Annotated in this window: 19 protein-coding genes and 2 pseudogenes; 5 read left to right on the plus strand and 16 right to left on the minus strand. The window is 33.8% G+C overall.

Annotated elements, in window-relative coordinates:
* Positions 1–127: 127 nt before the first annotated feature.
* Positions 128–316, minus strand: a pseudogene (locus EP747_RS08545) (zinc metallopeptidase); the annotation flags it as partial.
* Positions 317–495: 179 nt separating this feature from the next.
* Between EP747_RS08545 and EP747_RS08550 the strand changes: the two are divergent.
* The 3 genes from EP747_RS08550 to EP747_RS08560 are packed head-to-tail and all read left to right on the plus strand — an operon-like array spanning position 496 to position 4,150.
* A complete protein-coding gene (locus EP747_RS08550) occupies positions 496–1,935 on the plus strand; it encodes a spore germination protein (RefSeq protein WP_129689492.1) in 1,440 nt (479 codons plus the stop codon).
* On the plus strand, positions 1,932–3,029 hold the full coding sequence (locus EP747_RS08555) for a GerAB/ArcD/ProY family transporter (protein WP_129689493.1): 1,098 nt from the start codon (positions 1,932–1,934) through the stop codon (positions 3,027–3,029). Before EP747_RS08550 ends, EP747_RS08555 begins: the two co-directional genes overlap by 4 nt.
* Entirely contained in the window at positions 3,026–4,150 is a 1,125-nt protein-coding gene (locus tag EP747_RS08560; RefSeq protein WP_129689494.1) for a Ger(x)C family spore germination protein, read from the plus strand. The genes EP747_RS08555 and EP747_RS08560 overlap by 4 nt, the downstream gene beginning before the upstream one ends.
* 160 nt (positions 4,151–4,310) lie before the next feature.
* On the opposite strand, the gene EP747_RS25195 is transcribed toward EP747_RS08560, so the two are convergent.
* Positions 4,311–7,856, minus strand: coding sequence for a S8 family serine peptidase (locus tag EP747_RS25195; protein WP_129689495.1), 3,546 nt, complete (start codon positions 7,854–7,856; stop codon positions 4,311–4,313).
* Positions 7,857–8,317: 461 nt separating this feature from the next.
* Here EP747_RS25195 and EP747_RS25350 point away from each other — a divergent pair.
* Positions 8,318–8,383: pseudogene (locus tag EP747_RS25350) on the plus strand (hypothetical protein); the annotation flags it as partial.
* Between the two features lie 211 nt (positions 8,384–8,594).
* Here EP747_RS25350 and EP747_RS08570 read toward each other — a convergent pair.
* The 13 genes from EP747_RS08570 to EP747_RS08630 all read right to left on the minus strand — a co-directional run bounded on the left by EP747_RS08570 (position 8,595) and on the right by EP747_RS08630 (position 19,626).
* Positions 8,595–8,873: a gas vesicle protein gene (locus tag EP747_RS08570; protein WP_129689496.1), complete on the minus strand. Its 279-nt coding sequence runs from the start codon at positions 8,871–8,873 to the stop codon at positions 8,595–8,597.
* Between the two features lie 13 nt (positions 8,874–8,886).
* Positions 8,887–9,171, minus strand: a complete 285-nt coding sequence (locus EP747_RS08575) for a gas vesicle protein K (RefSeq protein ID WP_129689497.1) — start codon at positions 9,169–9,171, stop codon at positions 8,887–8,889.
* On the minus strand, positions 9,146–9,346 hold the full coding sequence (locus tag EP747_RS08580) for a gas vesicle protein (RefSeq protein ID WP_165346922.1): 201 nt from the start codon (positions 9,344–9,346) through the stop codon (positions 9,146–9,148). The genes EP747_RS08575 and EP747_RS08580 overlap by 26 nt, the downstream gene beginning before the upstream one ends.
* A complete protein-coding gene (locus EP747_RS08585; protein WP_165346924.1) occupies positions 9,343–10,149 on the minus strand; it encodes a GvpL/GvpF family gas vesicle protein in 807 nt (268 codons plus the stop codon). The genes EP747_RS08580 and EP747_RS08585 overlap by 4 nt, the downstream gene beginning before the upstream one ends.
* A complete protein-coding gene (locus tag EP747_RS08590; protein WP_129689498.1) occupies positions 10,146–10,382 on the minus strand; it encodes a gas vesicle protein GvpG in 237 nt (78 codons plus the stop codon). Before EP747_RS08590 ends, EP747_RS08585 begins: the two co-directional genes overlap by 4 nt.
* Positions 10,379–11,131, minus strand: a complete 753-nt coding sequence (locus tag EP747_RS08595) for a GvpL/GvpF family gas vesicle protein (RefSeq protein WP_129689499.1) — start codon at positions 11,129–11,131, stop codon at positions 10,379–10,381. The genes EP747_RS08590 and EP747_RS08595 overlap by 4 nt, the downstream gene beginning before the upstream one ends.
* A 1-nt stretch (position 11,132) precedes the next feature.
* Positions 11,133–12,017: a gas vesicle protein GvpN gene (gene gvpN, locus EP747_RS08600; RefSeq protein WP_165346926.1), complete on the minus strand. Its 885-nt coding sequence runs from the start codon at positions 12,015–12,017 to the stop codon at positions 11,133–11,135.
* 11 nt (positions 12,018–12,028) lie between these two features.
* Positions 12,029–12,289, minus strand: a complete 261-nt coding sequence (gene gvpO, locus EP747_RS08605) for a gas vesicle protein GvpO (protein ID WP_129689501.1) — start codon at positions 12,287–12,289, stop codon at positions 12,029–12,031.
* 54 nt (positions 12,290–12,343) lie between these two features.
* Positions 12,344–12,580, minus strand: coding sequence for a gas vesicle protein GvpJ (gene gvpJ / locus EP747_RS08610; RefSeq protein ID WP_069033480.1), 237 nt, complete (start codon positions 12,578–12,580; stop codon positions 12,344–12,346).
* 326 nt (positions 12,581–12,906) lie between these two features.
* A complete protein-coding gene (locus tag EP747_RS08615) occupies positions 12,907–13,938 on the minus strand; it encodes a C40 family peptidase (protein WP_129689502.1) in 1,032 nt (343 codons plus the stop codon).
* A 21-nt stretch (positions 13,939–13,959) separates the two neighbouring features.
* Positions 13,960–15,045 (minus strand): dipeptide epimerase, encoded by a 1,086-nt coding sequence (locus EP747_RS08620; RefSeq protein WP_129689503.1) that lies wholly within the window; start codon positions 15,043–15,045, stop codon positions 13,960–13,962.
* A 165-nt stretch (positions 15,046–15,210) separates the two neighbouring features.
* Positions 15,211–15,528, minus strand: coding sequence for a DUF3870 domain-containing protein (locus EP747_RS08625; protein ID WP_129689504.1), 318 nt, complete (start codon positions 15,526–15,528; stop codon positions 15,211–15,213).
* A gap of 510 nt (positions 15,529–16,038) precedes the next feature.
* Complete coding sequence (locus EP747_RS08630; protein ID WP_129689505.1) at positions 16,039–19,626, minus strand: bifunctional 2',3'-cyclic-nucleotide 2'-phosphodiesterase/3'-nucleotidase; 3,588 nt, start codon at positions 19,624–19,626, stop codon at positions 16,039–16,041.
* 132 nt (positions 19,627–19,758) lie between these two features.
* Here EP747_RS08630 and EP747_RS08635 point away from each other — a divergent pair, with 132 nt between their 5' ends.
* A complete protein-coding gene (locus EP747_RS08635; RefSeq protein ID WP_129689506.1) occupies positions 19,759–20,661 on the plus strand; it encodes a LysR family transcriptional regulator in 903 nt (300 codons plus the stop codon).
* 691 nt (positions 20,662–21,352) lie between these two features.
* Here the strand turns inward: EP747_RS08635 and EP747_RS08640 are convergent.
* Positions 21,353–25,519 (minus strand): S8 family serine peptidase, encoded by a 4,167-nt coding sequence (locus tag EP747_RS08640; protein ID WP_129689507.1) that lies wholly within the window; start codon positions 25,517–25,519, stop codon positions 21,353–21,355.
* Between the last annotated feature and the right edge of the window lie 39 nt (positions 25,520–25,558).

Raw genomic sequence — 25,558 nt, forward strand, 5'->3', positions numbered from 1 at the left:
ATCTTCCAAAAATTAAAACCTATTTACTATTTTAGACATTGAAATTTTAAACATACTAACCAATTTAAATTTAATTTTTAAAACAAAAAAAGATGACTTCGAATGGTACTCGAAATCATCTTTTTGATTATTTTTTATTCTTCTTCAGTTTGTCCTTGGAAGAATATTCTAAAACTGAAATTAAGATTGCCGCTAAATTCGTAAGGGTAGCGGTTCCCAATACTTTATTTACACCTTTTCTGTCAGTATCATTGATTGCTAACATTAACGTCTTTGCTCGTGAGCTAGCATTATATTCAACTGGTAAAGTGATCAGCTAAAAACGCTACTGCGATATACGAGCCTAATAAAAACGTACAGTATAACGTTTCATTGTTCAAATTCGAAATTTATCAATAAAGAAGTAAACTATCTACATATTAAAGTACAGAATATTAACAGGTATTATGGGAAAAATAGGATAAAATTACCTAACATAGAAAAGAGGAGCATTTAATGATAGCTGACCGAAATTTAGATAAAAATGAGTTTTCACTTCGGGAATTGCTATTTAATAGTTCTGACTTTAAAACAAGCAATTTTGGTACCAGTGTACGAAGTTATCGCCTATATTATTTAGATTCAATGATTGATGAGGCAGTAGTTCAAGAACATATTATTCGTCCTTTGCTTCATAACACAACAGATAGTATACGTGAGGTTGTCCCAATTCTAGATTACAGTGAAACGGAAATTCTTTCTGTAGCAGCACAAGCTCTTGTTGATGGGAAGACTGTTGTTCAAATCAAAGGTGAATCAAATCTCTATTTACTTAGAGCAGAGCTTATTAAAGAACGCTCTGTGAACGTTCCAATAAATGAGCGTGTTTTACGTGGCTCTCACAAAGCTTTGAATGAAAATCTAAATACGAATCTAAATATTATCCGAAATCTAGTTGCCACTCCAGATCTTGTGATTAAGTATTATCAAGTTGGCAGTAAATCGAACACGAAAGTAGCTATACTTTATTTGCAGTCCCTTACAAACGAGTTAGTTTTAAAGGAATTTGAACATAGAATTTCTAAAATTAATACTGATTACATTGAAGCACCTGGTTTTTTTCAGGAACTTATTCAAGATAAAAAATTCTCGCTATTTCCTAAAATGCTCGTATCTGAAAGACCGGATCGAATATTATCTTATTTAATGGATGGGAAAATCACTTTTTTAATAGATGGTACTCCAGAGGCAGTAATCGTTCCTGTCTCGTTCTGGGCATTTTTTCAAACTCCTGATGATTACCAGGTCGGCTGGCTATTCGGTAGCGTTTTAAGATTTTTGCGAATTTTCTGTTTTATCATTGCTATTAGTTTACCTGGTACTTATGTGGCACTCGTTACCTTTGATCCGAGAGTTCTTCCACTAGATCTTGCACTGACTCTTCAAAGCTCTATGCAGTTCGTTTCAATGCCACCTATTCTAGAAGCAATAACAATGCTATTCATACTTGAAATATTAAAAGAGGCAACTGTCCGTTTACCAAATCCTGTAGGTCAGACAATCGGGGTTGTAGGTGGTATTTTAATCGGCACTGTTGTTGTTCAGTCTAATCTAATTTCAAACATGATGGTAGTTATAGTAGCGCTTACAGGGATTGCTTCCTTTATCATCCCTTCATATGAAATGAGTAATACAGCTCGTTTATTAGCTTATCCCTTTATCTTAATTGCTGCTTTATTCGGGCTAATCGGTTTGGAAGTTTCATTTCTATTGATTCTGACACATTTAGCAAGAATGAATACAATGGGAATTCCCTACTTTTATACATCGTTTAATGGCGATACGATTAAAGATACTCTTTTCAGGGCACCGATTAAGAGCTTGAAAAAACGACCAGTTGAAAGCTTGGCTAAGGACGAGAGTAGTATAAGTAAGCCAAAGGGGGAAACAAATTGATACAATTAAAAAAGGTTTCCATTAATCAACTTGTTTGCCTTGTTATACTGAACCAAGTAGGTGTCAGTGTTTTATCGATTCCATATAAAATGTCTCAAATATCAGGCTATGACTCTTGGATGTCCATTATCATTGGAGGGGTAATTGCTCAAATTGGTATCTTGATTATCTATCAACTTGGAAAAAGTTATCCCGACAGACCTTTTCAACAATACATATCAACTATTATTGGAAAGCCACTAGGATCGATCATAAACTTTCTATTTGCAGCATACTGTGCAGAATCCTGTTTAATGATCATCATTTCATATTCTGATGTCATTAATCGATGGTTGTTATTTGAAACACCTTGGTTCGTACTAATTGGATTATTGGTCATGATTACTGGGTACATCGCTTCATCAACTCTCCGATCAATCTCGACCCTTACGCAGTCAATAATGGTTATGTTTCTGATTTGTTTCGCGATCGTCTTTATTAGTGGTTTTGGAAAAGGAGACTTGCGTCATTTTTTGCCAATTGGTACTCACGGGATTGCGCCTATTCTAAAAGGTGCTTTACCAGCATTTTGGGCGTATGCTGGATACGAACTTCTCCTGTATGTATTTCCATTTGTAAAATGTAAAAAAAAGAAGGATATTTTGATTGCGATTTCAGTTGCTAATGGAATAACGACTTTATTTTATGTGTTTATAGCATTTATTGTGACGTACAACTTTAGTGAAAATCAATTAAATTTCATTCCAGAGCCAATGGTCTATATTCTACGTAAGTTCAGATGGCCAGTCGTTCAAAGTCTAGATATTCTTTTTATCACAATTTGGCTATCTGTGACGCTTGTAACAGCTTATATTTACTTATTTTTGTCAGCACGATATTTGGCTTTTCTCGGTAAAAAAGAAAAACGTAACCACCCACTTTTAGTATGGATATTAGCAATTGTATGCTTCGGGGCCGGACTATTCTTCTCAAACAGACATTTGATTCCCAAATTTTCTGAGTTTCATAATATAGCAACAGGATTTATGATTATGGGCGTGCCGACATTAATTCTACTAATATCCTTTGTAAAGAAAAAGGTGGCGAAAAAATGAAAAAAGCCTTATTTTTAATTCTACTATTGCCACTATTGACTGGATGTTGGGATCGATTGGAATTAAATAAGCTTCATTTAGTTGATGTAAATGGTTTTGACCTGGACGACAAAACAGGTGAAGTTAAAGCATTATTCCTCGTTACGAAGCTTAAAAGCACTGGACAGGGAACAGGAGTGCCAATATCAAAAATGCAGGTGCTAAAAGGACCAAGTGTAGCAGAAGCAATCGGAGAATGGGAATTTACTAATCAGTCACCTTTTATAGGAATTAGTACGAGAGTCTATTTGATAAGCCAGAGCTTTGCAGTGAATCATCCAGTTTCCGAACTTGATTTTTTACTCGATGCTCCATATTCATCTATTAATACGCCAATACTCGTAGTTGATGGAAATTTGTCAAAGGTAATGGAAACATCATCAGGTCATGATAAAGAGTTTACAAAAGAATTGAATGAGTTTATTATCTCAATGGAGAAGAACAAAACAATTCCAACAGTTTCAATGATGAATTTTATACAATCCCGCAATGAACCGTTCTCTGATTTAGCGTTACCCATGTTAAGTCCCATAAATTCAGAATTGGAATTAAGTGGTGCCTTATTATTCCGCAATGGTAAACCTACAGGGAAAAAACTTGATAGAAATCAAGTTAAAATGATGATGTTACTAGAAGGTGGTAACACAGGAAGGCAAAGATTTACTGGAAATTTCTCAAAAAAACATGGTGATAAACCATCTTCTGATACTGCGTTCAAAAATAATTATGGGTTTACAGTCAAAAGAAATTTTTCAAAAATCATCGTTTCTAATAGGTCAAGTAAATTACCGAAAATCAGCATAAAGGTTAAATTACAAGTTAGTGCTTTCGAGCTTGGTGAAGAAGGTCATAAGTTAAAGCCTAATTATGCTCGAATGGAAAAAGTACTTAATAAACATTTTGAAGAAATGGCATTGGAAACGATTAAGACTATGCAATCAGCAAATTCAGACGTTCTAGGGATTGGAAAGGAATTAAAAGCATTCCATCCAAAAATTTGGAAATCTTTAAATTGGAGAAAAGATTATCCGCGAATGTCGATTGAACCGAAATTTGACATCAGTATTCTTAATTCGAACTAAGGTAAATCAAGCTAGTGGCAAAGCTGTTCTAAAACAAACAAAAGAACCAAGAATACATTCGTATTCTTGGTTTTATTTTTAGGGGAAATATATATTTCAAATGATAAGCTACTAGTCTGACATTTTTATTTTCATTCTAGTATTTACCTAACACCTAAAATTATTGAACAACCGTTACTGTTTTAGGCGTTGTTGTTACTTTAAAACCATCCTTTGTAACAAGATCTAATGTGATCGAGTACGTTCCGTTTGGAAGATTTTTATCAGGTACCCAGTTTGCTTTCAATGTATGTTCATTTTTCAAGTAGGATGTATCAACAATTTGCCCACTTGAATTTTTTACATTAATCGTCCAGTCACCTCGGTTATAAGCATAACCAGAAATTTTTGCCGGTTTGGTTTGGTTTATACCAGTAGACGGTAGTACACTCCAAGTTTGAATCGCCATACCATATTTTATATAACTTGGATCTCCCCATGTAGTCCAAGATACATTTCCTGCATAATCAAGTGCTAAGATGACAATACTTTTCGGTTCTGCGTTAACAAGTAGAGATGTTGCCTCATTATTCACTTCATAATATTGACCATTCACATAAACAATTGCATTCATATAGTCAGTTGCACTATCTACCGCTTTAAAGGAGATTTCATATTTTCCATTCTTTGGCGTAACACTAATATCTGAAACTTTTGGAGCGATAGAATCAACGATCATTGGCATTTTAACAATCTGAGGTCTTGCGTTTGGATAATCCAATGTTGTTTTAAGCACATATTCGTATTCACCATCAGGAACATATTCTCCAGATGTGTCTTTCATATCCCATTTATAACCATCATAATTATAAACCCCATATGACAAGATATTTTTACTAAATTTCCATGGTTCCCCAGTTCCAGTGTATTCACTAAAGTCTCCTAAATATTTGATAAGATTTCCATCTTTATCTTCAATAGAGGATTCAACTTTTTCTAAATTACGTAAGGCTGTGAATCCCGCATAGATTCCAGTGTTAAGATAATTTGGCGAATAAGCAATATGATTCAGCTTAAATCCTTTTCCAGTGTATCCTAACGGCGCGCCACCTTCTGTCATATCATCCCAAAGTGCAGTATGTCCTGCAAAGGAATCATTTTCCCAAGCTGGTGAATCGATATTACGTAGTTCATCCCATTTTCCATAGAAGCCCATATAAGGAATAGATAGAGAAACTGCTTTATCTTGATCTTTCTCTACTGGTACGAGACGAACAAATCCTTCTACAAAACTATTTTTCTTTAAGGAATCTGGTAATGAGACATTAACAGTCAGCATTTTTGTTTGACCTGGTTTAATTTTAACTAAAGCTCCTGTTTTTTCTGAAACAATATTATCATTGACAGTAACAGTTGCACCACTAATACGTTCACTTGTTAATGATAAATAGTCTCTTGGTTCTGTTTGCCCATCACCATTAAAATCAAATTCCTTCGTTTCAGTTCTGTCTTTTAATAAATCAACATAGACATTGTATTCAATATCAGCACTATTATTTTTCCCTTTAGGAGCATCAAATGCTTCCATATTTAATTTAAAGCTTGTATTTTGTCCAATTTCCTTTAAAGCAACAGCTCCAGCTTTTTCTAAAGGTGTGTTTCTAGCATTGACAATAACCGGTGTATTGATCGCATTTTGAATTTTCATTAAGCCAGAACCTTGAATACGTGGTGAATAAGGAACTTCACCGTTTGTTCTTGGATCCATCACAACATTAGCTGTATTCATTAAAGCCAGCTTTGCTTTTAAAACCGTATCTTCTGAATGTGTTAATCCTTTTTGATAAAGTGCTTGTAATAATAAAGCCGAGCCACCTGCAACATGAGGCGTAGCCATCGATGTACCGCTCATTACTTCATAACTATTACCTGGTATAGTAGAATAGATATTTCCACCAGGTCCAGAAATTTCAGGTTTAAAATCTAACGTATGTGGTGCGCCCATTGATGAAAAATAAGACATCGTGTCTTTCGCTGGGTTATCTACATAAGTGCCACCTTTATACTTCAAACTTAAATATTGACCGCTTGGCATATTTTGCATTTTGTTTAACAAGGCTTCACCTAGAACTTTACTTGTTGAAGCTGTAGGTACTGCAGTTGGGGTTACTGGTAGACTAGTATAATCTGACCAACCCGCAGGTGGAATCATAATAATAGCCTTTGCTCCTGCAGCCTTTGCTGTAAATTGTATAGATGAAACAGTACTATATTGGTTTAATAGTTTTACTACTGCAATATAGCCAGTTTTACCTTTAGGATAATTTGTAGCACTCTTTCCTTCGCCTACATATACCATATCATAGCTTTGATCTGCTATTAAATTATTTGAAACCTTAAAATTATAAGAAGGTGCAAATTGAGTTTGATCTCGGAAAGGTACTGATAGACCACTTTCATCGCCTAATGCATACACATGCATTTTCGTATTTTCATAAGAAGCAACCGATAGTGCATATGGGCTTACACCTGGTGAGCCGACTGTTCCAATATCAGGATCTTGTGCATATGGTCTTAATGTAGAAGGAACTAGCCTATTCTGCGTACTGTATGCAGAATTCCCTGCTGCTACGACTACAAGTGTCCCTTGTTCTGTCGCTTCGCGGATCGCTTTTTGAATTGGATCATAATCTTCATCAACATAACCTGAATCTACGCCCAAGCTCATATTGATAACATCTGCCCCCATTGTGACAGCATGCTCAATACCAGCAATAATATCATCCTCGTAGGCTCCGCTAGCACTATCTGAAAATACCTTCTCAGCTAAAAGCTGAACTCCTGGTGCAATTCCAACTACTCCATCCTTCGTTTCGTCACCATTTGCTCCAATTGTTCCAGAAACATGTGTACCATGCGGGCTACCTTTTGGTCCAGGAATGACATTTGTATCGTTGTCTGCCCAGTCATAGCCTGTTGGGACTTTATCAGAATACCAAATTTCGTTTACATCTGTCTGTGCCATTTTTTGATTCATTTTATCTTGAGTCCATTTTTCTTTCGCCTTTGCCTCATCAGATAGATTCATATCTTTGTGAGTATAATCAATCCCTGAATCTACTACTCCTACTACTAATCCTTCCCCTTTATAACCATATTGCTCCCATACCTTTTGAGCTTGTACTAATTCTTTACTTGCTGCCATATTTTCCTTATATGTTCTTGCAACAGAAACATGTGAAACCCCTGGAATAGACTGAATCTCTTTCATATTTTTGTACTCTGTTTCTACGCTGAATCCGTTAAATCCTTCAAAATAGCGATGCTTCACTTTCATTGTATCATTCGATTTAGATTTTTTTTCTTTTGATAATTGTTCGATAACATTGTCTTGCTTTTCTGTAAATAGTGTTCGTTTATTTTGAGATGTAACCTCGTTCTCCGTTGGCTCATCTACTTGTACGATTAAATGAACAAGTTCGTCTGGTTTATAGTTATTTGTTTGAGCATCTTCACTTTTAACGTCTTTATACATTGAGTTCTCTTGATCTGTTTCACTACTCTTATTGAAGACAAGTGGAGCTCCTTGTTCTGTTATTTCGTCTGTCGGTACTGTTTGGAATGATACATCGTTATTTTCTGCAAAAACTGAAAAGGATGTAAAAATCAATGATGTTAATGCTGCTGTTGACATAACTTTGAATGCTTTCAATGTTCCATTTTTCATTACTAACTCCCCCAAAATTTAATCTATATTTATTTAAATCCACTTGCTATCCATAGATTAATAGTTACTTAAACTGGCAACTATCGTTTTACTATTTTCCTATTTTATGTGGTCACCAATAAATACAATTTAATTGTACTTTCCTTATAAATAAACTTGTATTGGGGGAATTCCCCTAATTATTTCTCCTTAGTTCATTAGTCGTAATTTCCAATAGTTAATGGATTGTAATGTAAAATAAACACGAATTTTATGTATTTATTTTGGAAAAACACGAATTATTTTGTCGGAAAATTTTATTTTTTCTAAATATAAAAAATAAAATTCGAGTGAATTTGGGGAAAATTAAACGAAAATACATTTAATTTGTAGAATATTCAAATTATTCAACAGAAAAATAAGGAAAAAGTCCTACTATAGGGAAGATTAAAATACATTAGTATTTAGAATTTTATTACAAACACATACGAATGAAGGCAAAAATAAAAGAACTAAGTGCAAACGAATACCGAACTCAGGTCTTATAAGCTACCTAACTTTTTATTGTAAAACAGTTACTTTATAAGGTAGATATTACCCCACAACATTTTAAAACAAATTAATTATCCGATCATCATTCAAGAAAAACAAAAAAAATCCGCAAAGAATAGTTTCCTTACGGGTTTCTTCATTTATTATTGAGACAGCTTCTTCTCGAAGTATAAAGGTTGACCAAGATTTTAGTAGAGTTTTTTCATACTATTCATTTTGTTGTATGCCTAACTTGTCTTCTATTCGATTAATTCGATCTTGCAAAAGCTTGCCTTTTACACTTGAATTAAAATATGGATCGTCCTGCCACCAATTTAACCCAATTTCCATCGCTTTATCAATTGAAGCAACAACAAGTCGGATCTTAATTGTGAGTAATTCAACATCTGCCAAGGCGATTTTTATATCTCCTGCGATGACGATTCCTTTATCCAAAATTTTCTCTAAAATATCTAAAATATTAGTAGATTGTGCTGAATGTTGCATATTTTCTCCTTTCTTACATTAAGTTTCCTAAAGGTCCTAAATCGATGTTTAAGTCTTTTCCTTCAAGTCCAAAAACAATTTTTAATTCTTCCATTTTTTCTTCTAAATTCAAAAGGGCTGTACCAAGTTTTTCAATTTGTTCATCTGTAAGTGTACCGCCTTCAACCCTTTTAATAGCTTGCCGCTCTACAAGTTGCCTTAGTAATTCCAAAATTGTAAGTACTAGTTGAGCTAGTCCATGTTCAACATCTTCTGGATTCATATTAATTCTTTCAGCTATTGCATGATTCGCTGTCATTCCAATTCCCCCTTTTTTGAATATTTTCAACTGCTGTCACTAGTAAGCAAATATTCACATATACCAAATCAATATCTGCAATAGAAAGGATGAGATCGCCAGAAATAACTACTCCTTTATCTAAAACGCCGTCTAAAATATCTAATAATGTGATGTTATCATTTTTACTGTTCATGCCTTTCTACAATCCAGACGAGCAAAATGATAAAATGGCCATGGTCCAGAAATCTCAACGATAATCCCTTTATCCTCATACTTTTGTATAAATTCTTTTATTAGCAGCTCAAATTTCTTTCTGCTGTCTTTTGGGATTAGAGAAGTACAGTTGTAGATCATATCTACATTTCGGCCAGTAGCATTTCGGCTCCAATTTTCTCTTGTTATATTGTCAACCGTTGAATTTATTAAGGTGTTTTCCAAGCTTTGAGATATTAAACGTAGTTCACTTTGCGCTTCATTCTCAAGTAGTTGTCCTTGCTTTTTCTTCATGAAGAATTGTTTCCCAGGAGATAGTACTTTCAATTCATCCCTCATATTTTGAATTACTTTACTATGTCGCTCCAATTCTTTAAAAAATTTGGGTTTATCATAGTACATCTTTACGTTCCATTCCTCCTTTTCTTTTAATTTCTCAAAAAGGGAAATGATATTAAGTTGCTCTTCCGATAAATCTTCTCTTAGTTTTTCTATACTTGAATAGACCGTACAAAACTTTGAAGGAAGAAATAAATAGTTTTTAGAATAAGTTACAATTGTTTCATGATGATGAACCGCATGTTTGTGTACCCATTTTGGATTGTCCATCTTCTTTTTTAGAACCGCCTCAGCAAATTCTTCTTCTCTTAAAAAACAGTAAACTGCGGTTACTTTTTCAACAATTTCAAAACAAGTTTGATCATGATCAATCCCCTTCACAGAATAAAATGGTGAATCTGTTAGTTGGCCTGTCGGTAGCAAACCATATAAATAAATGCTCAACTGCCTGCCTCCCGTTCTTTCATTTTTGCGACTTGATAACGCAAAAGTAGTTCCTCTTCCTGTTGTACATAAATGGCCTCTGTGACTTCTCCTAATTCAAACATCATTTGTAGACGGATCAATTGCTGCTCAATCGATTTCGAATCAAATAAAACGCGGTCAGCTTCCTCTTTTATTTTTTCACCTAATAGAATGATTGATTTTAGCGGAAAGGCTAAAGCTTTAAAAATCATGACTTTTCTCCTGCCTTTATGGTTAACTGAATAAAGTTATAAGCAGGCCATGGTCCAGAATATTTGAATTCTACTTTATCCTTCCAAATTTCATAGAGCTCATTAACTTTTTCATCAAAGATTTCTTCTTGCCCGCGATCAATTAAAAAAGCAGCATTAAGAAGCATTGTTTCGTATATAGGAGGGTTTGATTTAGAGGCACTCGAAAGTGTAGAAAGAGGTGAATAAATCGCTTTGTATAGGTTGTGGTGTAGAGCATAGAAAAAGTCTTTTGTTTTTTCTCCAAGTTTAATCTTTTCGTAAAAAGCTGCTTCTTTCTGCTGATTTACCTTCTCCTTAAGTTTTTGTATGTCACCATTCATACGTATTTCTTCTTCCAACCACTCCTTACGCGCAATTACTTTTAAACCAACTTCAATCTTATTGCTTATCTTCTGAAAGATTGATCGCAGTTCGTCATACAGTTTTTCTAATAATAAATGAATCTCTTCTGAAGAGGAAAATACATTATTAAAACTCATTGGAATGACGGTAAACTGTTTCATAACGAAAGAAATCACACTTTGATGGGCTAGTACATTCGTACGAGTTGGAAGATAGTCCTGATCAGGAACGTCTGAAACAATCATCACAATTTCTTTATATCGGATTGGATATAATTTAATTGCCTTTCCTTCCCATTTTGTGAAACCGAAATCGGGATTGATATTCGTTTGGATGATACAAAAAGGATAAACACCTTCACTCATTTCAACTTCCCTCCATTTGTAAACTTATAGATTTTACAATGAATTGTTTTGCTTGTGAGTATGTTTGAACTTTATCAGCTTGCTTAAGATGAAACCAAAAAATATCTGTGCATAAGATCTGAAACTGTTGATCATAAATTGTAATTGGGATATTTTTTTGCTTTGCGATCGAGGCTAGTTTAATAGTGGTACGAAGACTTTGAGGTTCAATTTTTCTACAGTGATGACGGACAATTTGCACTAAATTAACAATATAAAGACTTTCTTTTTCCGATAATCCAGTTATTTGTGAAACGATGGAACATTCTGTTTCAAAATTCATTTTTTCTATCGGAATCGTAATCAATCGATCAAGTAGTGCATCTTGTGCTTCGAATACGCCAATATACTCTTGTGGATTACTTATGAAAATAACTGAAAAGTTAGGATGCACAGGTAAAAAAGATTCTTTTCTTTTCATCCCATATAGAGGGATCACTCTTTCTTCCAACATTGATAAAAATAAGGTGTTAGTTTCTGGATGTGACCGAGTGAATTCATCATAAATCAATGTATACCCTTTTGTCGCGGCTTCTATTATCGGACCGTTAACCCATGTTTCTTTGATAGTTTCTTCCTTTTTGTAAACGGAATGAATGTAGTTATCGATTATTTTTTTGTTGGTAAAGCCATTAAAACTCCCAAGCAAATCCTTATTTGACATTTCATGATTCCCATGAATTAACAGTGATGGTCGACCCAGTTGTTTTGCAATATGAAGTGCGAGCGATGTTTTTCCAACACCAGCTGGTCCTGTAAGATGGACTGAAAATCCAGATTGTAAATATGACAGTATCCTTTCTGTTAAGCTATTCAAATAAGGAGACGATATAAAGCTTTTTTCCATAGTTTTCCCCCTCATTCATGTAGAATTGCGCCTCTAGCACGCAAAGATTTTCTTTGAAATGATACAATTTCTAATTCAGCACTAAGCAAAACAGAATAAACTCCTAATAATTCATCTTTAGCGTGAGCTTTCATATATTCTTTTTCCTCAATTACCTCAACTATTAGTTCCCAACCCTTGTCAGATTTATGGACGTGAGTAATTTTATGAACTGGTCGAATATATTGCCCAAAAAAAGTTTTTACTACTTCTAGTATTTTAATAATTTCCATAGTAGCCTCCTTGTCTAAAAAAGAAGACCAAAGCATAGCCTTGGCCCTACTTGCTTAAGCAACTTCCTCTTCCTCTTCTTCTTCTTCGTCTTTCAGCAATCCTACTGCTTCTGCATATCGTAACCAAGTATCAACACTTGCGATGACAACACGAGCTTCAATTGCTAAAAGCTCAATGCCGACTAGTGATACTCTTACAAATGCATCAATTACAACACCTTTATCAAGAATACGGTCGATTACTTCAGCTAAGCTAGAAGAATCTACACTTTTTTGAATAGAAGCCAACATATATCCCTCCTTTCCAATTAAAATAAGAAAGAAACGATAGAAAACGAGAATATTGCTTCCTTCTCAAACGATTTCCTATCTCTTTCCCTCTATCCTATGGGACAAGCAAGTTGAGAGTGATAGACTTCATTCAAAATGAATCTATTATCCTACAATCCAATTTTTTCCAACTGAAGAATAACTTCATTAATTGATTAATTAGCGGAGAAAATGCAGAATAATTCTAGTATCATAGAATCTAAATCTTAAGAGACTACTAACATTACGAGTAAAAAATAAAAACCATGAACAAGTGCAATTGTTCATGGTTTTTCAACTTTCCTTAATTATTCTTCCCAATAACGACGAGCACCTGAGAATTCTTCGATATACCCAGGAGTGTTTAGTGGAATGATTTCAACACTTCTAGCAGCATTAGGAGCCTGAATCATTAAACCATCACCGATATACATTGCAACGTGATGTACAGATCCTGTTCCGTTGTTACTTGCAAAGAATAGTAGGTCTCCAGGTTGAATCTCATCTTTGTTTACTTCCTTACCATTCTTAGATTGAGGGCCTGAGTCTCGTGGAATCGTTATACCATATGACTTAAATAAGCTATATGTAAATCCTGAGCAATCAAAACCAAATCCTGATACACCAGCCCATAAGTAGCGTAAACCAAGGAACTTCTTCGCCGTTTTAATTAAATTTTCAGGTGTTGCTTTAGGAAACTGATTTTCATTTTGATAAACTGCCACGTCTTCTTTTTTAATAAATTTATTTCCATCATCTGGTGTTGCAACCATTACAACATCCCCAAAGTCTTTAATAACAGGTAATCGCGTATTAAAGCTAATCTCCATAAACTTATGATTTAAGGCTTTTCCATCATACAACCAAGCTGTTTGACTTGATACCATAATAAACGGGGTATCCTTATAATTCTCTAAACGATCATCCGTCGTTAATTGTCTTTTCGGCATCCAACCAGGATAACCTAATGTATTACGTGGTGTAGGCTGTCCATCTACAGCAACCTTCACCCAGTCTCCCGACTCCTCTAAAATAGTTACTTTTGTACCATATACTGCTTGAGTTTCAAGATAACTTGTTAGCCAACGTCGAACTTCAGTATCTTCCATATTAGCTGACCATTGACGCGGATCAACTGGATTGCTTAAAGATGGCGCATCAATATCTCTAACTTGGAACCTACCGTTTGTTGTCCACTGGGTTGAAACAGACACATCAACGTAAGCTGTCTCCCCTGGAGTAAGTTCTTCTTGTGATTTTGCTAATGATTGACTTGTCATTGTAGAAAGTAAAGTACCTGCAACACATAAACTCAATATTAAATTTTTTGTCTTTTTCATCGTAAAACCCCTCTCCCTATTTTAACGAAGACTTTTTGATAATCTTCGGTGAAGCCCTAAACCTGGTAAGGATGATAAATGAACTTCATCCCCAATAAACTCAATTCCATCAAAATCTTGATTCTTCAACCAAAGTGGCGCATCCAAATCGATTTTTTGAATATTCGGATGAGCGGTAGCTATATGTGCTGCCGCAAGTACTGAGACCGAAGTTTCCATCATACTTCCTATCATGCAAGGAATATTCGCTCTTTCTGCAATATCTGCAATTTGCAGTGCTCTTCTAATTCCCCCCGTCTTCATCAACTTAATATTTAGAAGATCAACTGCATTCTCTTTAATAAGACGTAATGCATCTTGCGGAGAAAAAAGACTTTCATCAGCCATGATTGGTGTTTTGACGTTTTGCTTAACAAATTTTAGTCCATCAATATCTCCTGCATGTACGGGTTGCTCAATTAACTCGATATTAGAATTCAACTGTTCAAGTTCTTGGATAATCGAAACAGCTTGTCTTGGAGTCCAACCTTGGTTGGCATCTACTCGGATTGTGACGCGATTACCGACTTTTTCACGGATTGCCATAATACGTTCAATGTCAGTCGACCAATCTTTTCCGACTTTGACTTTCAAAATAGAAAAACCATCCTTGATTATTTGCATCGCATCCTGACTCATTTCATCCACTGTTCCAACACTAACGGTCATATCATTTTTTAATTGATTTGTCCGCCCTCCAAGATATTGATAGAGTGGAAGATTAAGAAGTTGGCATAATGCATCATACAGTGCAATTTCCATAGCTGCCTTCGCACTTGTATTCCCCACGCAAGAGCGTTCAATTAATAGAGAGAGTTCATTAATATTTCTAATGTCTCTTCCTACTAATAAAGGAGTAAGAACAGTCTTTAAAATGGTTTCAATACTTTCTTTCGATTCGCCAGTAATGGCTAAAGTAGGTGCTGCAGCTCCGACTCCAACTATTCCATCCTCCAACTCGACATAAACAAAGATGTTCTCTATTTCAGTAGCAGTCCTAAGAGCCGTTTTAAAAGGCTTTTTTAAAGGGAATACCTCTGTTTCCACTTTTATAGATTGAATAATCATAGTATCTTTCCTTTCTTTGCTTTAGTTTTAATACAACCTGCCACTAGTAAAAATTCCCTAGAAAATTATTAAAAAATGATGATGTAAAATAAAAAATCCAGCTATTAGAAAGGGATATGCCCTGCTAATAGCTGGATTTCATCTACGAAAATAGATAAAGCAGCATTAAGATTCAATTATTTGCATGTACTTAATATGTGCATTTTTGAAGGCTACTGTCAGTGCTTTCTGTGATGAACCAAAATAACGTGTATTAATTTCATTGGTTACCCCATCAACATTCAACATTGATTGTCCGACAAATAAGTGTTTCACAAAGGATGAAGTTAATGAAATGGTAGCTGAACAATCAGCATCAACAATAAAATGACTTGTCCGATCGACTACCAATCCAATAAAAAAAGCATTATATTTCTGCATGATTGGATTATTGGATGAAGTCTTCGCATCTCCAATAAGATAGATAGTATTTTTACTGTACAATTTATTTCCTCCCGCAAAACAGGTATTCCGTGCAAAGCTCCAACCGAAATGAAAGGAACTGGCAACGGGATATGTATTCGCTTACAGTTAATATTAATACAACAAGTTGTTTTTGACAATATATTATGAATATTCAGTTTTATAAAAGAGAGATTCAGGAAATGTGAACTATATGAATCCTCATACTTTTTTACTAAAAAATGAATAAAACAGATAGGTTAAACCAAATATATGTAAAAACTTTACATACAAATTCGGAATGATCCATCATTCTAGCAAATTAGAAAATCAAGAAGATTTAGTCGGACATTCATATCCCATTTACCGCTTTTCTCATTACGGGGCAAGATATTCAGTTTACGAAATAAACCGAATGATCCTACTTTTTTTTGTGAAACGAATACTTCTAACTTATGATAATTGGGAAAAGGTTAAAAAGTGGATTGAATCTAAAAAAAATCTCATTCTAATAGATCAGAATGAGATTTTTTTATTTAGTCGCTTGATATGTTAATTTACTTTTTGAATTCTTCCTTCAACTTCATAAACGAAAGGTCTTGGAAGTGATTTAACATAATCTACAGTTGCTTTAAGATCTTCTGGTCCTACTTCTAAATTAGTAGAACGTTCGCCAATACCATATTTTACATTTCCGTACATATAATTGTTTACTACAACTGAATATTCTTTGTTTGGATCAATTTTACTACCATTCGGTAAAAGGATGTCTACTACTTTTTTAGTCGATGAATCCCACGTATACTTAAATCCAGCAATATGGAAGTCTAAGCCTTTATCTGTAATTTGATTATTTAATACAGTCTCAATGTCTTGGCCACTAAGCATAACTTTATTTAATACATTTCCAAATGGTTGAATTGCAAATAAGTCACCAAACGTAACTTGTCCAGCATCTAGTTGCGCTCTAACTCCACCACCATTCATCATAGCGAAGTCGGCATTCATCGCAACTTTCATTCCATCTGCAATTAAATTTCCAAGTGCAAAATCACCAAGGGTTTCTGAAGATGGATATCCCTTTGGTAAAGTTTGCATAGAATCACCAACAATTTCTGCTTTAATTGGTGCAATTAAGTCTTCATATTTTTTCATGATCGCAGAAATTGTAGGGTCTGGCGTATAGTCTTTTTGATAAACTGTTACTACTTCTGCTTCTTTATTAACAATTTCACCTGTTACTGCATCTAATTCTAAATCTACATCAGAAAATGCAGAGCCATATGAATAAGCTTGGACGATTAATTTATTATCAACTACTTTGTCATTAAATACATGATTATGAGCAGCAAAAATAACATCAACTTCATCATCAACTTTTTCTGCAATATCAGTTGCATCATATAAATCTGCTTTACCAGTTTGAAGAGTTGGGTTATGTGCTAATACTACGATTGCCTCAATACCTTGTTTTTTAAGGATATCAGTATAATGGTTAATCGCTTCAACCTCATCTCGAATTTCAAGAGTTTCATTTCCTTTTCGAACGATCATTGTAGGTGTTTCTTGGGTTACCACTCCGATGAACCCAATCTTTTTACCACCAACTTCTTTGATTGTATAAGGTTGTGTGATTAATTCCCCTGTTGCAGTATCATATGCATTGGCAGCGATAATTGGAAAGTTCATTCCGTCATATCCTTTTGTCCCCTTAGGATGTTCACCACCGTTAATCATTCGCTTTAATTCAGAAATACCTTCATCAAATTCGTGATTTCCTAGTGTACCAACATCAAATCCCATCGCTTCCATTACTTCAACAGTTGGTTCGTCTTGGAATAAGGCTGAAATTAACGGACTACCACCAATCATATCTCCTGCGTGAACAATTAATGTATTTGGATTTGTTGCTTCACGTTGTTTCATTGCAGCTGCAGTGTATTCCATGCTTCCAGCTAATACTTCTTTACCATCAAGAGTAACTTTTGTATCTGTATCAAGCTGCCCATGAAGATCATTTAAACCTAATAATTGAACTTTAACGTTTTCTTTTGGTGCAGATCCTAAATCATACTTAAAAATACCGAATCCAGCATTATCAGTACGATTTGTAAACGTGATTTTACTATTTTCTTTTATAAATTCTTCAGCTCTAGGCGAAGTAGTAAATGTAACATTTACATTTCCGTTAATTGGAGCGATCGACCAGTTATTGTCTGCTGTTGGTGTTATTGTTTTTAATTCAGAAATATAATCCATTAAGATTTGACGATTTTCATCAGCTGAATCTACAACAAGTTCGCTTCCTTTAACACCTGGGAAATTACCACCACCACCAGCACGATAGTTATTTGTTACAACGATAAAGTCTTGATTTAAATCTAAAGGTTGTCCGTTATAAGTCAAATTCATTACACGACTTGAAGAACCTTTAACTAAATTCCCATTTAAATCATATCTAGCCGGCTTTGTTACATCAATTTGATAGTTAACACCGTCAATTACATCAAAATTATAAACTGGGAACGATGGATTTAATAAAGCTTGTTCTTCTGATTTATTTGGATCGATTTGATTAAATTTACCTGCAGACATTTCAATCCATTCTTTTACAGTTGAACCTTTTACTTTAATCGCCTTTAACGTATTGTCATAAAGGTATAAATCTCCTGCACTACGAATAGTTAAATCACCTTTTTTAATTTCAGTATATTCAGCTACTCCATTGCGTCCTGCTTTAAACGGTGCTCCAACTGATAAAATTGGTAAGTTTTTATATTCTGGTTTGTTTTCGCTTACATATTTTTCTACAAACCATTTTTGTGCATTCGTTACAACTTGAATTGAAGGATCATCCTTGATTAATGAAAAATAACTATGAATATCATCGGTTGTAGATCCAATTGGTGTATTTACATACTTAACTGTTGAATCATGATTTGGTTTAACAGCATTTACGATTTCTTGATCTGGAACTACTGTACTTTCTGTTTTTGTTTTACCTGTAACAGGATCCTTTACATCAGCCCATATTTCTCTAGTAGAAGACTGGGAATTTACTACTGACCATTTTCCTTTTTCTTTTTTAAGTGTTAGGTCAATTAATCCTAATGAACCACCGCCGTACCCTGCTTGAACGGCAGGAACACCATTAATTGTACCTTTTGAATTATTAACACCTGGTAATGGCTTTTTATCTGCCCCTAAAAATAATGCATCAAGTGTAGCCTCTGATTTTGCTGGAAATACTTTATGTGTATGAGAAAAAGTAATTGCATCAATACCAGGTACTTCACTTAATGAATAAATTACATCTTCAGTATTCTCTTTATTTGCATTAAAACCTGAATGAGTCATGGCAACAATAACGTCTGCACCGTCTTTTCTCATTTCAGGAATGAATTTTTTAGCTGTTTCTACGATATTTTTAGTGATAACTTTTCCATCAAGGTTTGCCTTGTCCCACTCATTAATTTGAGGTGGTACAAAACCAATAAAGCCGATTTTAATTTCTTGCTTCTTCCCTTGTTCATCAATCACTTTTTTCTTAATAATTTGATAAGGATTAAATTTGTTTTTATCATTATTAGGATTTTGATCGTGATCATCTGCGTAAACGTTTGCATTAATGTACGGAAAATCAGCATCATTATATGCTTCGTTTAAAAAGTCTAATCCATAGTTAAATTCATGATTACCTAAAGTTGCAATATCATAACCCATTATGTTCATTGCTTTAAATACAGGATGAACTTCTCCTTTTTTTAATGGGTCAATTTTTGCTTCATAAGTTCCGAGTGGAGTACCTTGTATTAAATCCCCATTATCAACTAAAACATTATTTTGAACTTCTTTTCGTGCTTCCTTTACTAAAGTAGCAGTCTTAGCTAATCCAACTTTTTCATAAGCTGCATCTTTGTAGTAATCATAGTTTAATAAATTTGTATGGATATCTGTCGTTTCCATAATTCGAAAATTTACTAAGTCCTTCTCACCTTTATTCTTAGATGCAAGCACATTTACAGGTTCAGCCTCTTTCGGTGTTGCATAAGCCGGAGTACTCACTACTGACATACTGAATAAAGATAAAGCTAATGAAAATGATAACGCTTTCGTATTTATGCGATTCTTTCTCCTCATTTATATTCCCCTTATAAAATTTATTAGGATTCCATTAAAAAACATCCCCAAAAATTATTATAAAATTAAAATAGGTTAAAATATATTTAATTATACTTAAACACAGTTAACGATTTCTTAAGGAGCAAAAAAATGAATTTAGACCATTTAGCATATATTGTTGATGTTTCGAAAACTAAATCACTATCCATGTCAGCAAAGAATCTACATATTTCTGTTTCCGCAATCTCTCAGGCTATAAATAATTTAGAAGAAGAATTCGGATTTAAAATTTTTACTCGTTTACGGCAAGGAACGATTCCAACACCTGAGGGAGAGAAATTAATTGAAAAAACCCTTAATGTGCTAGCACATGCTGAAAACTTAAAACAGCTAGCAATAAACAATAATGAAATACAAAAGGAGATTACAATTGCTTCTGTTCCTGGACTAATGCATTATATAGTAAATTTAATTAAACTAATTAAAGTCGAAAATCCAAAGTCAAAGATTAGAGTTCACGGAAAAAATTCATTAGAAATTTTAAATGATGTAAAAGAAAAAAATTTACGTTTTGGTTTAATTTGGATTTATGATGAATTGATAAAAAAGAATAAAGAAATGGTCTTTGATATCTTTCAAGAAGTTAAAATCAATGTTTGTGTGAGTAAAAATCACACACTTGCTGAATGTACACAGTTAACAATTGACGATTTAAAAAATGAAGCGTTAGTTGTCCATGATGAACAATATTTGAAATGGTATTATGAAGAATTTTTAAAAAATAAGACTGAAGTATTATTCACGACAAATAATATCGATAGCATTAGAAGTGCTGTCAAAGAAAATATTGCTATAACAATTGGCACAGACTTTGTTGTACAAAACGAACCTCTCATTCAATCTGGGGAAGCTATTGCAATCGAACTGATAAATCCTTTTCATCGTCCTTTTTATGTTGGATGTGTTCGAAATGAGTATCCTCCTCTTTCAGTAGCAGATAAAATGTATATAAACGAGTTAAAAAATGAATTTAATCGTAGGAGCAATAGTTAACAGACAGTAGATAAATAGGAAATGACCACTGCTTGATTAAGATAAAAAGCACAATTAAAAAGGCTAATCTAAAAGGTAACAGTTACCTTTTAGATTAGCCTTTTTATATAGAATAAATTAATTTAATCGTAAAATTGTTCAAAAAAATACACATTTCACATCTTAATGGTGATCACAAGCCAATCCACAAGAGCAACGATTTTTCCCAAATAACTGAAGTTGAAAATAACATACTCATAACAGGCTGTTGTGGAAATCAACCTCAACCAACTTTACTTAAGACACTAATTGGGTAAAACATTTACAATTTCTGATAATCTCTAAAAAATCCCCACAGAAACTAAACAAAGTGATATTTGTGCCTACTCAACATACTTTCTTAAAAAGTAAAATGAATTATAAAACACCTCCTATTTCTGTCCATCTTAAATCGGAAATTACTATTTCCTCTTCTTACTATTCTTTAAGCAAAATTCGTGCCAACAAAAAAACATGATTACACCCACCAAAAAGCCATTCCTCAAATCTAAAACCAACTGATTTATTTTAAAATCTACTCAATCTTTTCTCATTGAGATCATTTTATTTCCTTAAATTATGAATTCTAAATTTGTGATGTACAAAAAAAGGACTCACAAATTATTCCATGAGTCCTTTTTCCTTCAATAATTTAATTTGTCTTTTTTATTAATTACTTATATCCAACTTGTTCCAATATACTATCTAACGTTGCACCTTTATAAGAAGTCCTCGCTTTAGGTACGTTTTGAGCCGTTTTATTTTGTAATCCGAAGTTTTTAATAATATAATCCATATCCTTTTTATCAACTACTCTATCAAAGTTAAAGTCTGCAGAAGCCTTATTTGTACCCCAATATGTTTGAACAACTAATGCATCTAAAATATCAATTACATTATCTTTATTTGAGTCACCTGCTGCAGCAATTGGCATTGTAACTAGCTGATCTTTTCCTACTAACTCTCCACGTACTTCATCGGTTAAGTTTACTTGTTTGTACATTGTAAAATGCCCAGGAACGTCTACTTTTACTGTGTAATCATTTTTATCAGCTTTAAAACCATCCGCTTCAAATACACCATTTTGATTTATGATTGGTGCTTCAACGCTCGTTTTATTGTCATATGAACTAACAGTTACTTTTGCTTCTAAAGACCTTTGATCTAAATTAACATTTGTTTGGCTAGTAGAAGGATCAATTGCACCCTCTAACCTTAAAGAACCTTCTAATTTGGATATTGTTGTTTTCGTTTTATATCCTTCCATATATGTATACACATTATCCGTCTCAACATTTGATTGGTCAATTGTCGACGAATTAATAAGATGCCATGAGAACGGGGTACTTACCATATATTTATTTAATGTTTTTATATCGAAATTAAATAATTGTAAATCCTCAGGCAGTGTTTTATTACCTAAATAATTAAAAGTAAATGTGTATTGGAGTACACCTGGCCAATAACTTGGTTCTGTTGTTACTGTAACTTTTGCGTCACCGTATTGCTTAACGACGTCATTCACTTTCACATTTTCAATTACAGCCTGATCTGAAAAAACTGGTAATGAAATTTTGGTAGTTTTTAAGTTTTTAATATTATTTGAACGAACGCTATAATTAACCGTATCACCCGTCGCGATATTTTGTTTATTTGCTTTTAAATAATAGTATGGGTACGTATCTTCCACAAAAACTACTTTTAACATATTTGAAGCGTCTGCAGTTGGGTTTTTCGCAGAATCCATTCCATAAAATTGAACTTGTAATGGCTGATATTGACTGTTAACTAATATTTGATCAGAGTAATTTCCGTCTTTGTCAGTGTTAATTGGATTTGCTGGAAAACCTCCAAAAAACGATACAACTGAATTACTAGTTTGATCAACAGGTATACCATAACGATTTGCCTCTTCAACTTCTGGATCTTTTACATTGATGTTAAAATCATATAAAAACTGTCCATTTGAATCTAATTGACGATCATTATATTCTATTACTTTTTGTTCTAAATGATCAAAACTACTAGTAAGCGAAGGTGCTCCAAGTTCATATAAGAAATCTGAAGCTGCCGAAAATATTTTGCCATTTTCATTAGTACCTACTAACCTTAATTTATAATGTCCGGTTTTTATCGTTTCAGTTTCACTACTAATAGGATTTTTTGGATCTTCGGTAAATGGATAGTAATCAGTACTAAATCCTCTAGGAATATAATATGGTTGGTTTTCATTTAATTGTAAAGCATCAAATGAACCTACTAATCCAAGGTCTTGTCCAGTAATTGGATCTTGAATTAATACATCTAAAGTCTTCAAATGTGACTTTAATTCAAATGAGAAACCTAGAAACGGAACCATCGTTTCTGGCCATGAATAGTCAGTTGAAAATAATGAATTCTCTACTTTAAACGAATCAATACCCTCGTTGACAACCCTCACTCCAAACGGAATTTGGTATTGCTCCGTTTGATCTTCATTATTTGTAAATAGTATATAGCCTTCATAAGTTCCTTTTTCAGCTGTTTTTGGGATATTTAAATTAAAACTAACGGATTTTTGACTGATTCCGTTTAATTTTATCGAAGTTGGTCCCGACAAAGTTACATTATTTAATGCAGCGTCTTTTGAACCTTTTTGACCAGTTTGAAATTTAACATTAACATTAAATGTTTTAGCTTTTTCACTTCGATTTTTTAATGTAATATTACGGGAGTCAGAAATATCTTGGTCATTAAAACCAAATGATCCAAAGCTCATTCCACCTGTCAATTCTTCAACTAATTTTTGTTTACCGTTAATAATATTTGGTGTTTTATCCTTTACTATTAATTCAACATTTGAATGGATAGCTTCATACGCATCTACTCTTCCACTTCCTACTTCGAATACACTATATGCTTTTGACAATGGATCAGCTGTATTCATCAGGATCGACTTCACATCAGCCGGAGTGAGATCCTTATTTGATTGAAGTAATAAAGCTGATACGCCTGTTACATAAGGAGTAGCCATTGATGTACCTGATAAACGTTCATAAGCAAATTGATAATCCTTTGTTTTTGTACCATCAGCTGCTTGATCATTAATATAATAAGGGACAGTTGAAAGAATTGATACGCCCGGTGCAGTCACTTCTGGTTTAATATCATAATTAATTCGAGATGGACCTCTTGAACTAAAGGTAGCTAATTCATCCGATGCTGTTTGTAACTTTGAAAAATCACCAAATGAGAAATCAGTTTTTCCTTCTTTAATTGCATTAGAAATTGCTATGCCATCATCATATGCAATTGAAAAGGATGGGATTGCGTCCATGGACTCACCTAATAGTTCCTTGATTGTTCCTTCTGCTTTATTTGTTTCATCATTATACATAATGACTCCAGCAGCACCGTTTGCTTTTGCATTTTTAATTTTATCCATTAATGCAATAGAACCCCGTTTTATTAAGGCAATCTTCCCTTTAACATCTTTTCCTGTAAAATTATAAGTGTTTCCTAAACCAACATCTACAAGTTGAAAAGTTTTTCCTTTTAATGTTGTTAAATCATCTAAATAATTTTGTGCCATTTGTCTTAACACATAATTTTTATTGTTATTTACTCCAGTGTATTGATATAAATCGATTGCTACTGATGAAGCACCAACCGTTAATGCTAATGCTGATGTCCCTGGCGCTCCAAGTGAGTACATGCTATCGCCACTATTTCCTGCTGCAACTACTGTAGTCACACCACTAATTACCGCGTTATTTACTGCTACCGAAGTTGGAAATAATGGATCATTGATTGTTGCACCTAAAGACATATTTATAACATCCATTCCGTCATTTACAGCTTTATCAAGTGCAGCTATTATTCCATCGCTGTCACCACCCCCGTATGGACCAAGAACTCTATATGCATATATATCTGCATCAGGTGCTACGCCTACCTTTTTATATTCACTATCTGCCACTCCTTGTCCGGCAATTATTCCAGCTACATGTGTGCCATGCTCAGTATAATAAGCTGATGTTCCATCAAATTCTGGCTCTCCTGATTTTTTCCAATCTTCATATGTTGTTTCCATCGGATCATTATCATTGTCTATAAAGTCGTATCCACCCTTATAAGCGCCTTTTAAATCCGGGTGGTTATAATCAATACCAGTATCTAAAATACCGATTTTTATGCCTTTCCCTGTAAATCCTTCAGCATGTAAGCGATCTAATCCATCATATGGCGAGTAATTTGCAATGTTTGATTCATCTTTTTTAAGTGAACCACTTTTGTCATCTTCAGGGGGTGGATTAATGGTAAATGTTTGATTACTCCAAACTTTCTTTACCGCTTTCGATTTTAATAGTTTACTAATTTGATTAGCTGGTAAACTCATTGACACACCATTAAATGCATTTTTATATTTACGTTTAATCTTAAAATCTACTTTTTTATTGTTATCAGCTAACTGTTGAATATCTTGTTTAAATGTTTCGTGATCATGTTCTACTAAATTACTCGCTACAGCTTCAGACAGTTCTTTACCTTGAATACTAGCTTCGATTCTAGCAATTTTAGCCGGTTTATTAACAAACTCAACTATGACTGAAGTTTGCACTGCTGATGATAAATTAATATCTGAAGAAATTTTAAGTCCAGTTTCATCTGTTGTTGATAATTGGTGTAAAGCTGCTCTTTGAGCTGAAGTTAAATTTGCAAGTAGATTATCTACTTTTGAGTAACTATCTGCCTTTGTCACAACTGAATTTTTACCAATTGAACCAAAAACTACGCTAGTTGATAAAGCCAATATTGTTAACCCTTTTATAAACTTATGTTTTTGCACATGCTTATTCATTGTCTTCCTCCAAGATCATTTAGGATAAATAGAGACATT

The sequence above is a fragment of the Gottfriedia acidiceleris genome, assembly GCF_004138285.1.
Taxonomy (GTDB): domain Bacteria; phylum Bacillota; class Bacilli; order Bacillales; family Bacillaceae_G; genus Gottfriedia; species Gottfriedia acidiceleris_A.

Bases quoted from the DNA above. Each gene is read 5' to 3' on its own strand.
- EP747_RS08550 (WP_129689492.1), top strand. From the start codon at position 496: ATGATAGCTGACCGAAATTTAGATAAAAATGAGTTTTCACTTCGGGAA.
- EP747_RS08560 (WP_129689494.1), top strand. From the start codon at position 3,026: ATGAAAAAAGCCTTATTTTTAATTCTACTATTGCCACTATTGACTGGA.
- EP747_RS25195 (WP_129689495.1), bottom strand. From the start codon at position 7,856: ATGAAAAATGGAACATTGAAAGCATTCAAAGTTATGTCAACAGCAGCA.
- EP747_RS08570 (WP_129689496.1), bottom strand. From the start codon at position 8,873: ATGCAACATTCAGCACAATCTACTAATATTTTAGATATTTTAGAGAAA.
- EP747_RS08575 (WP_129689497.1), bottom strand. From the start codon at position 9,171: ATGACAGCGAATCATGCAATAGCTGAAAGAATTAATATGAATCCAGAA.
- EP747_RS08580 (WP_165346922.1), bottom strand. From the start codon at position 9,346: ATGAACAGTAAAAATGATAACATCACATTATTAGATATTTTAGACGGC.
- EP747_RS08590 (WP_129689498.1), bottom strand. From the start codon at position 10,382: ATGATTTTTAAAGCTTTAGCCTTTCCGCTAAAATCAATCATTCTATTA.
- EP747_RS08595 (WP_129689499.1), bottom strand. From the start codon at position 11,131: ATGAGTGAAGGTGTTTATCCTTTTTGTATCATCCAAACGAATATCAAT.
- gvpN (WP_165346926.1), bottom strand. From the start codon at position 12,017: ATGGAAAAAAGCTTTATATCGTCTCCTTATTTGAATAGCTTAACAGAA.
- gvpO (WP_129689501.1), bottom strand. From the start codon at position 12,289: ATGGAAATTATTAAAATACTAGAAGTAGTAAAAACTTTTTTTGGGCAA.
- gvpJ (WP_069033480.1), bottom strand. From the start codon at position 12,580: ATGTTGGCTTCTATTCAAAAAAGTGTAGATTCTTCTAGCTTAGCTGAA.
- EP747_RS08615 (WP_129689502.1), bottom strand. From the start codon at position 13,938: ATGAAAAAGACAAAAAATTTAATATTGAGTTTATGTGTTGCAGGTACT.
- EP747_RS08620 (WP_129689503.1), bottom strand. From the start codon at position 15,045: ATGATTATTCAATCTATAAAAGTGGAAACAGAGGTATTCCCTTTAAAA.
- EP747_RS08630 (WP_129689505.1), bottom strand. From the start codon at position 19,626: ATGAGGAGAAAGAATCGCATAAATACGAAAGCGTTATCATTTTCATTA.
- EP747_RS08635 (WP_129689506.1), top strand. From the start codon at position 19,759: ATGAATTTAGACCATTTAGCATATATTGTTGATGTTTCGAAAACTAAA.
- EP747_RS08640 (WP_129689507.1), bottom strand. From the start codon at position 25,519: ATGAATAAGCATGTGCAAAAACATAAGTTTATAAAAGGGTTAACAATA.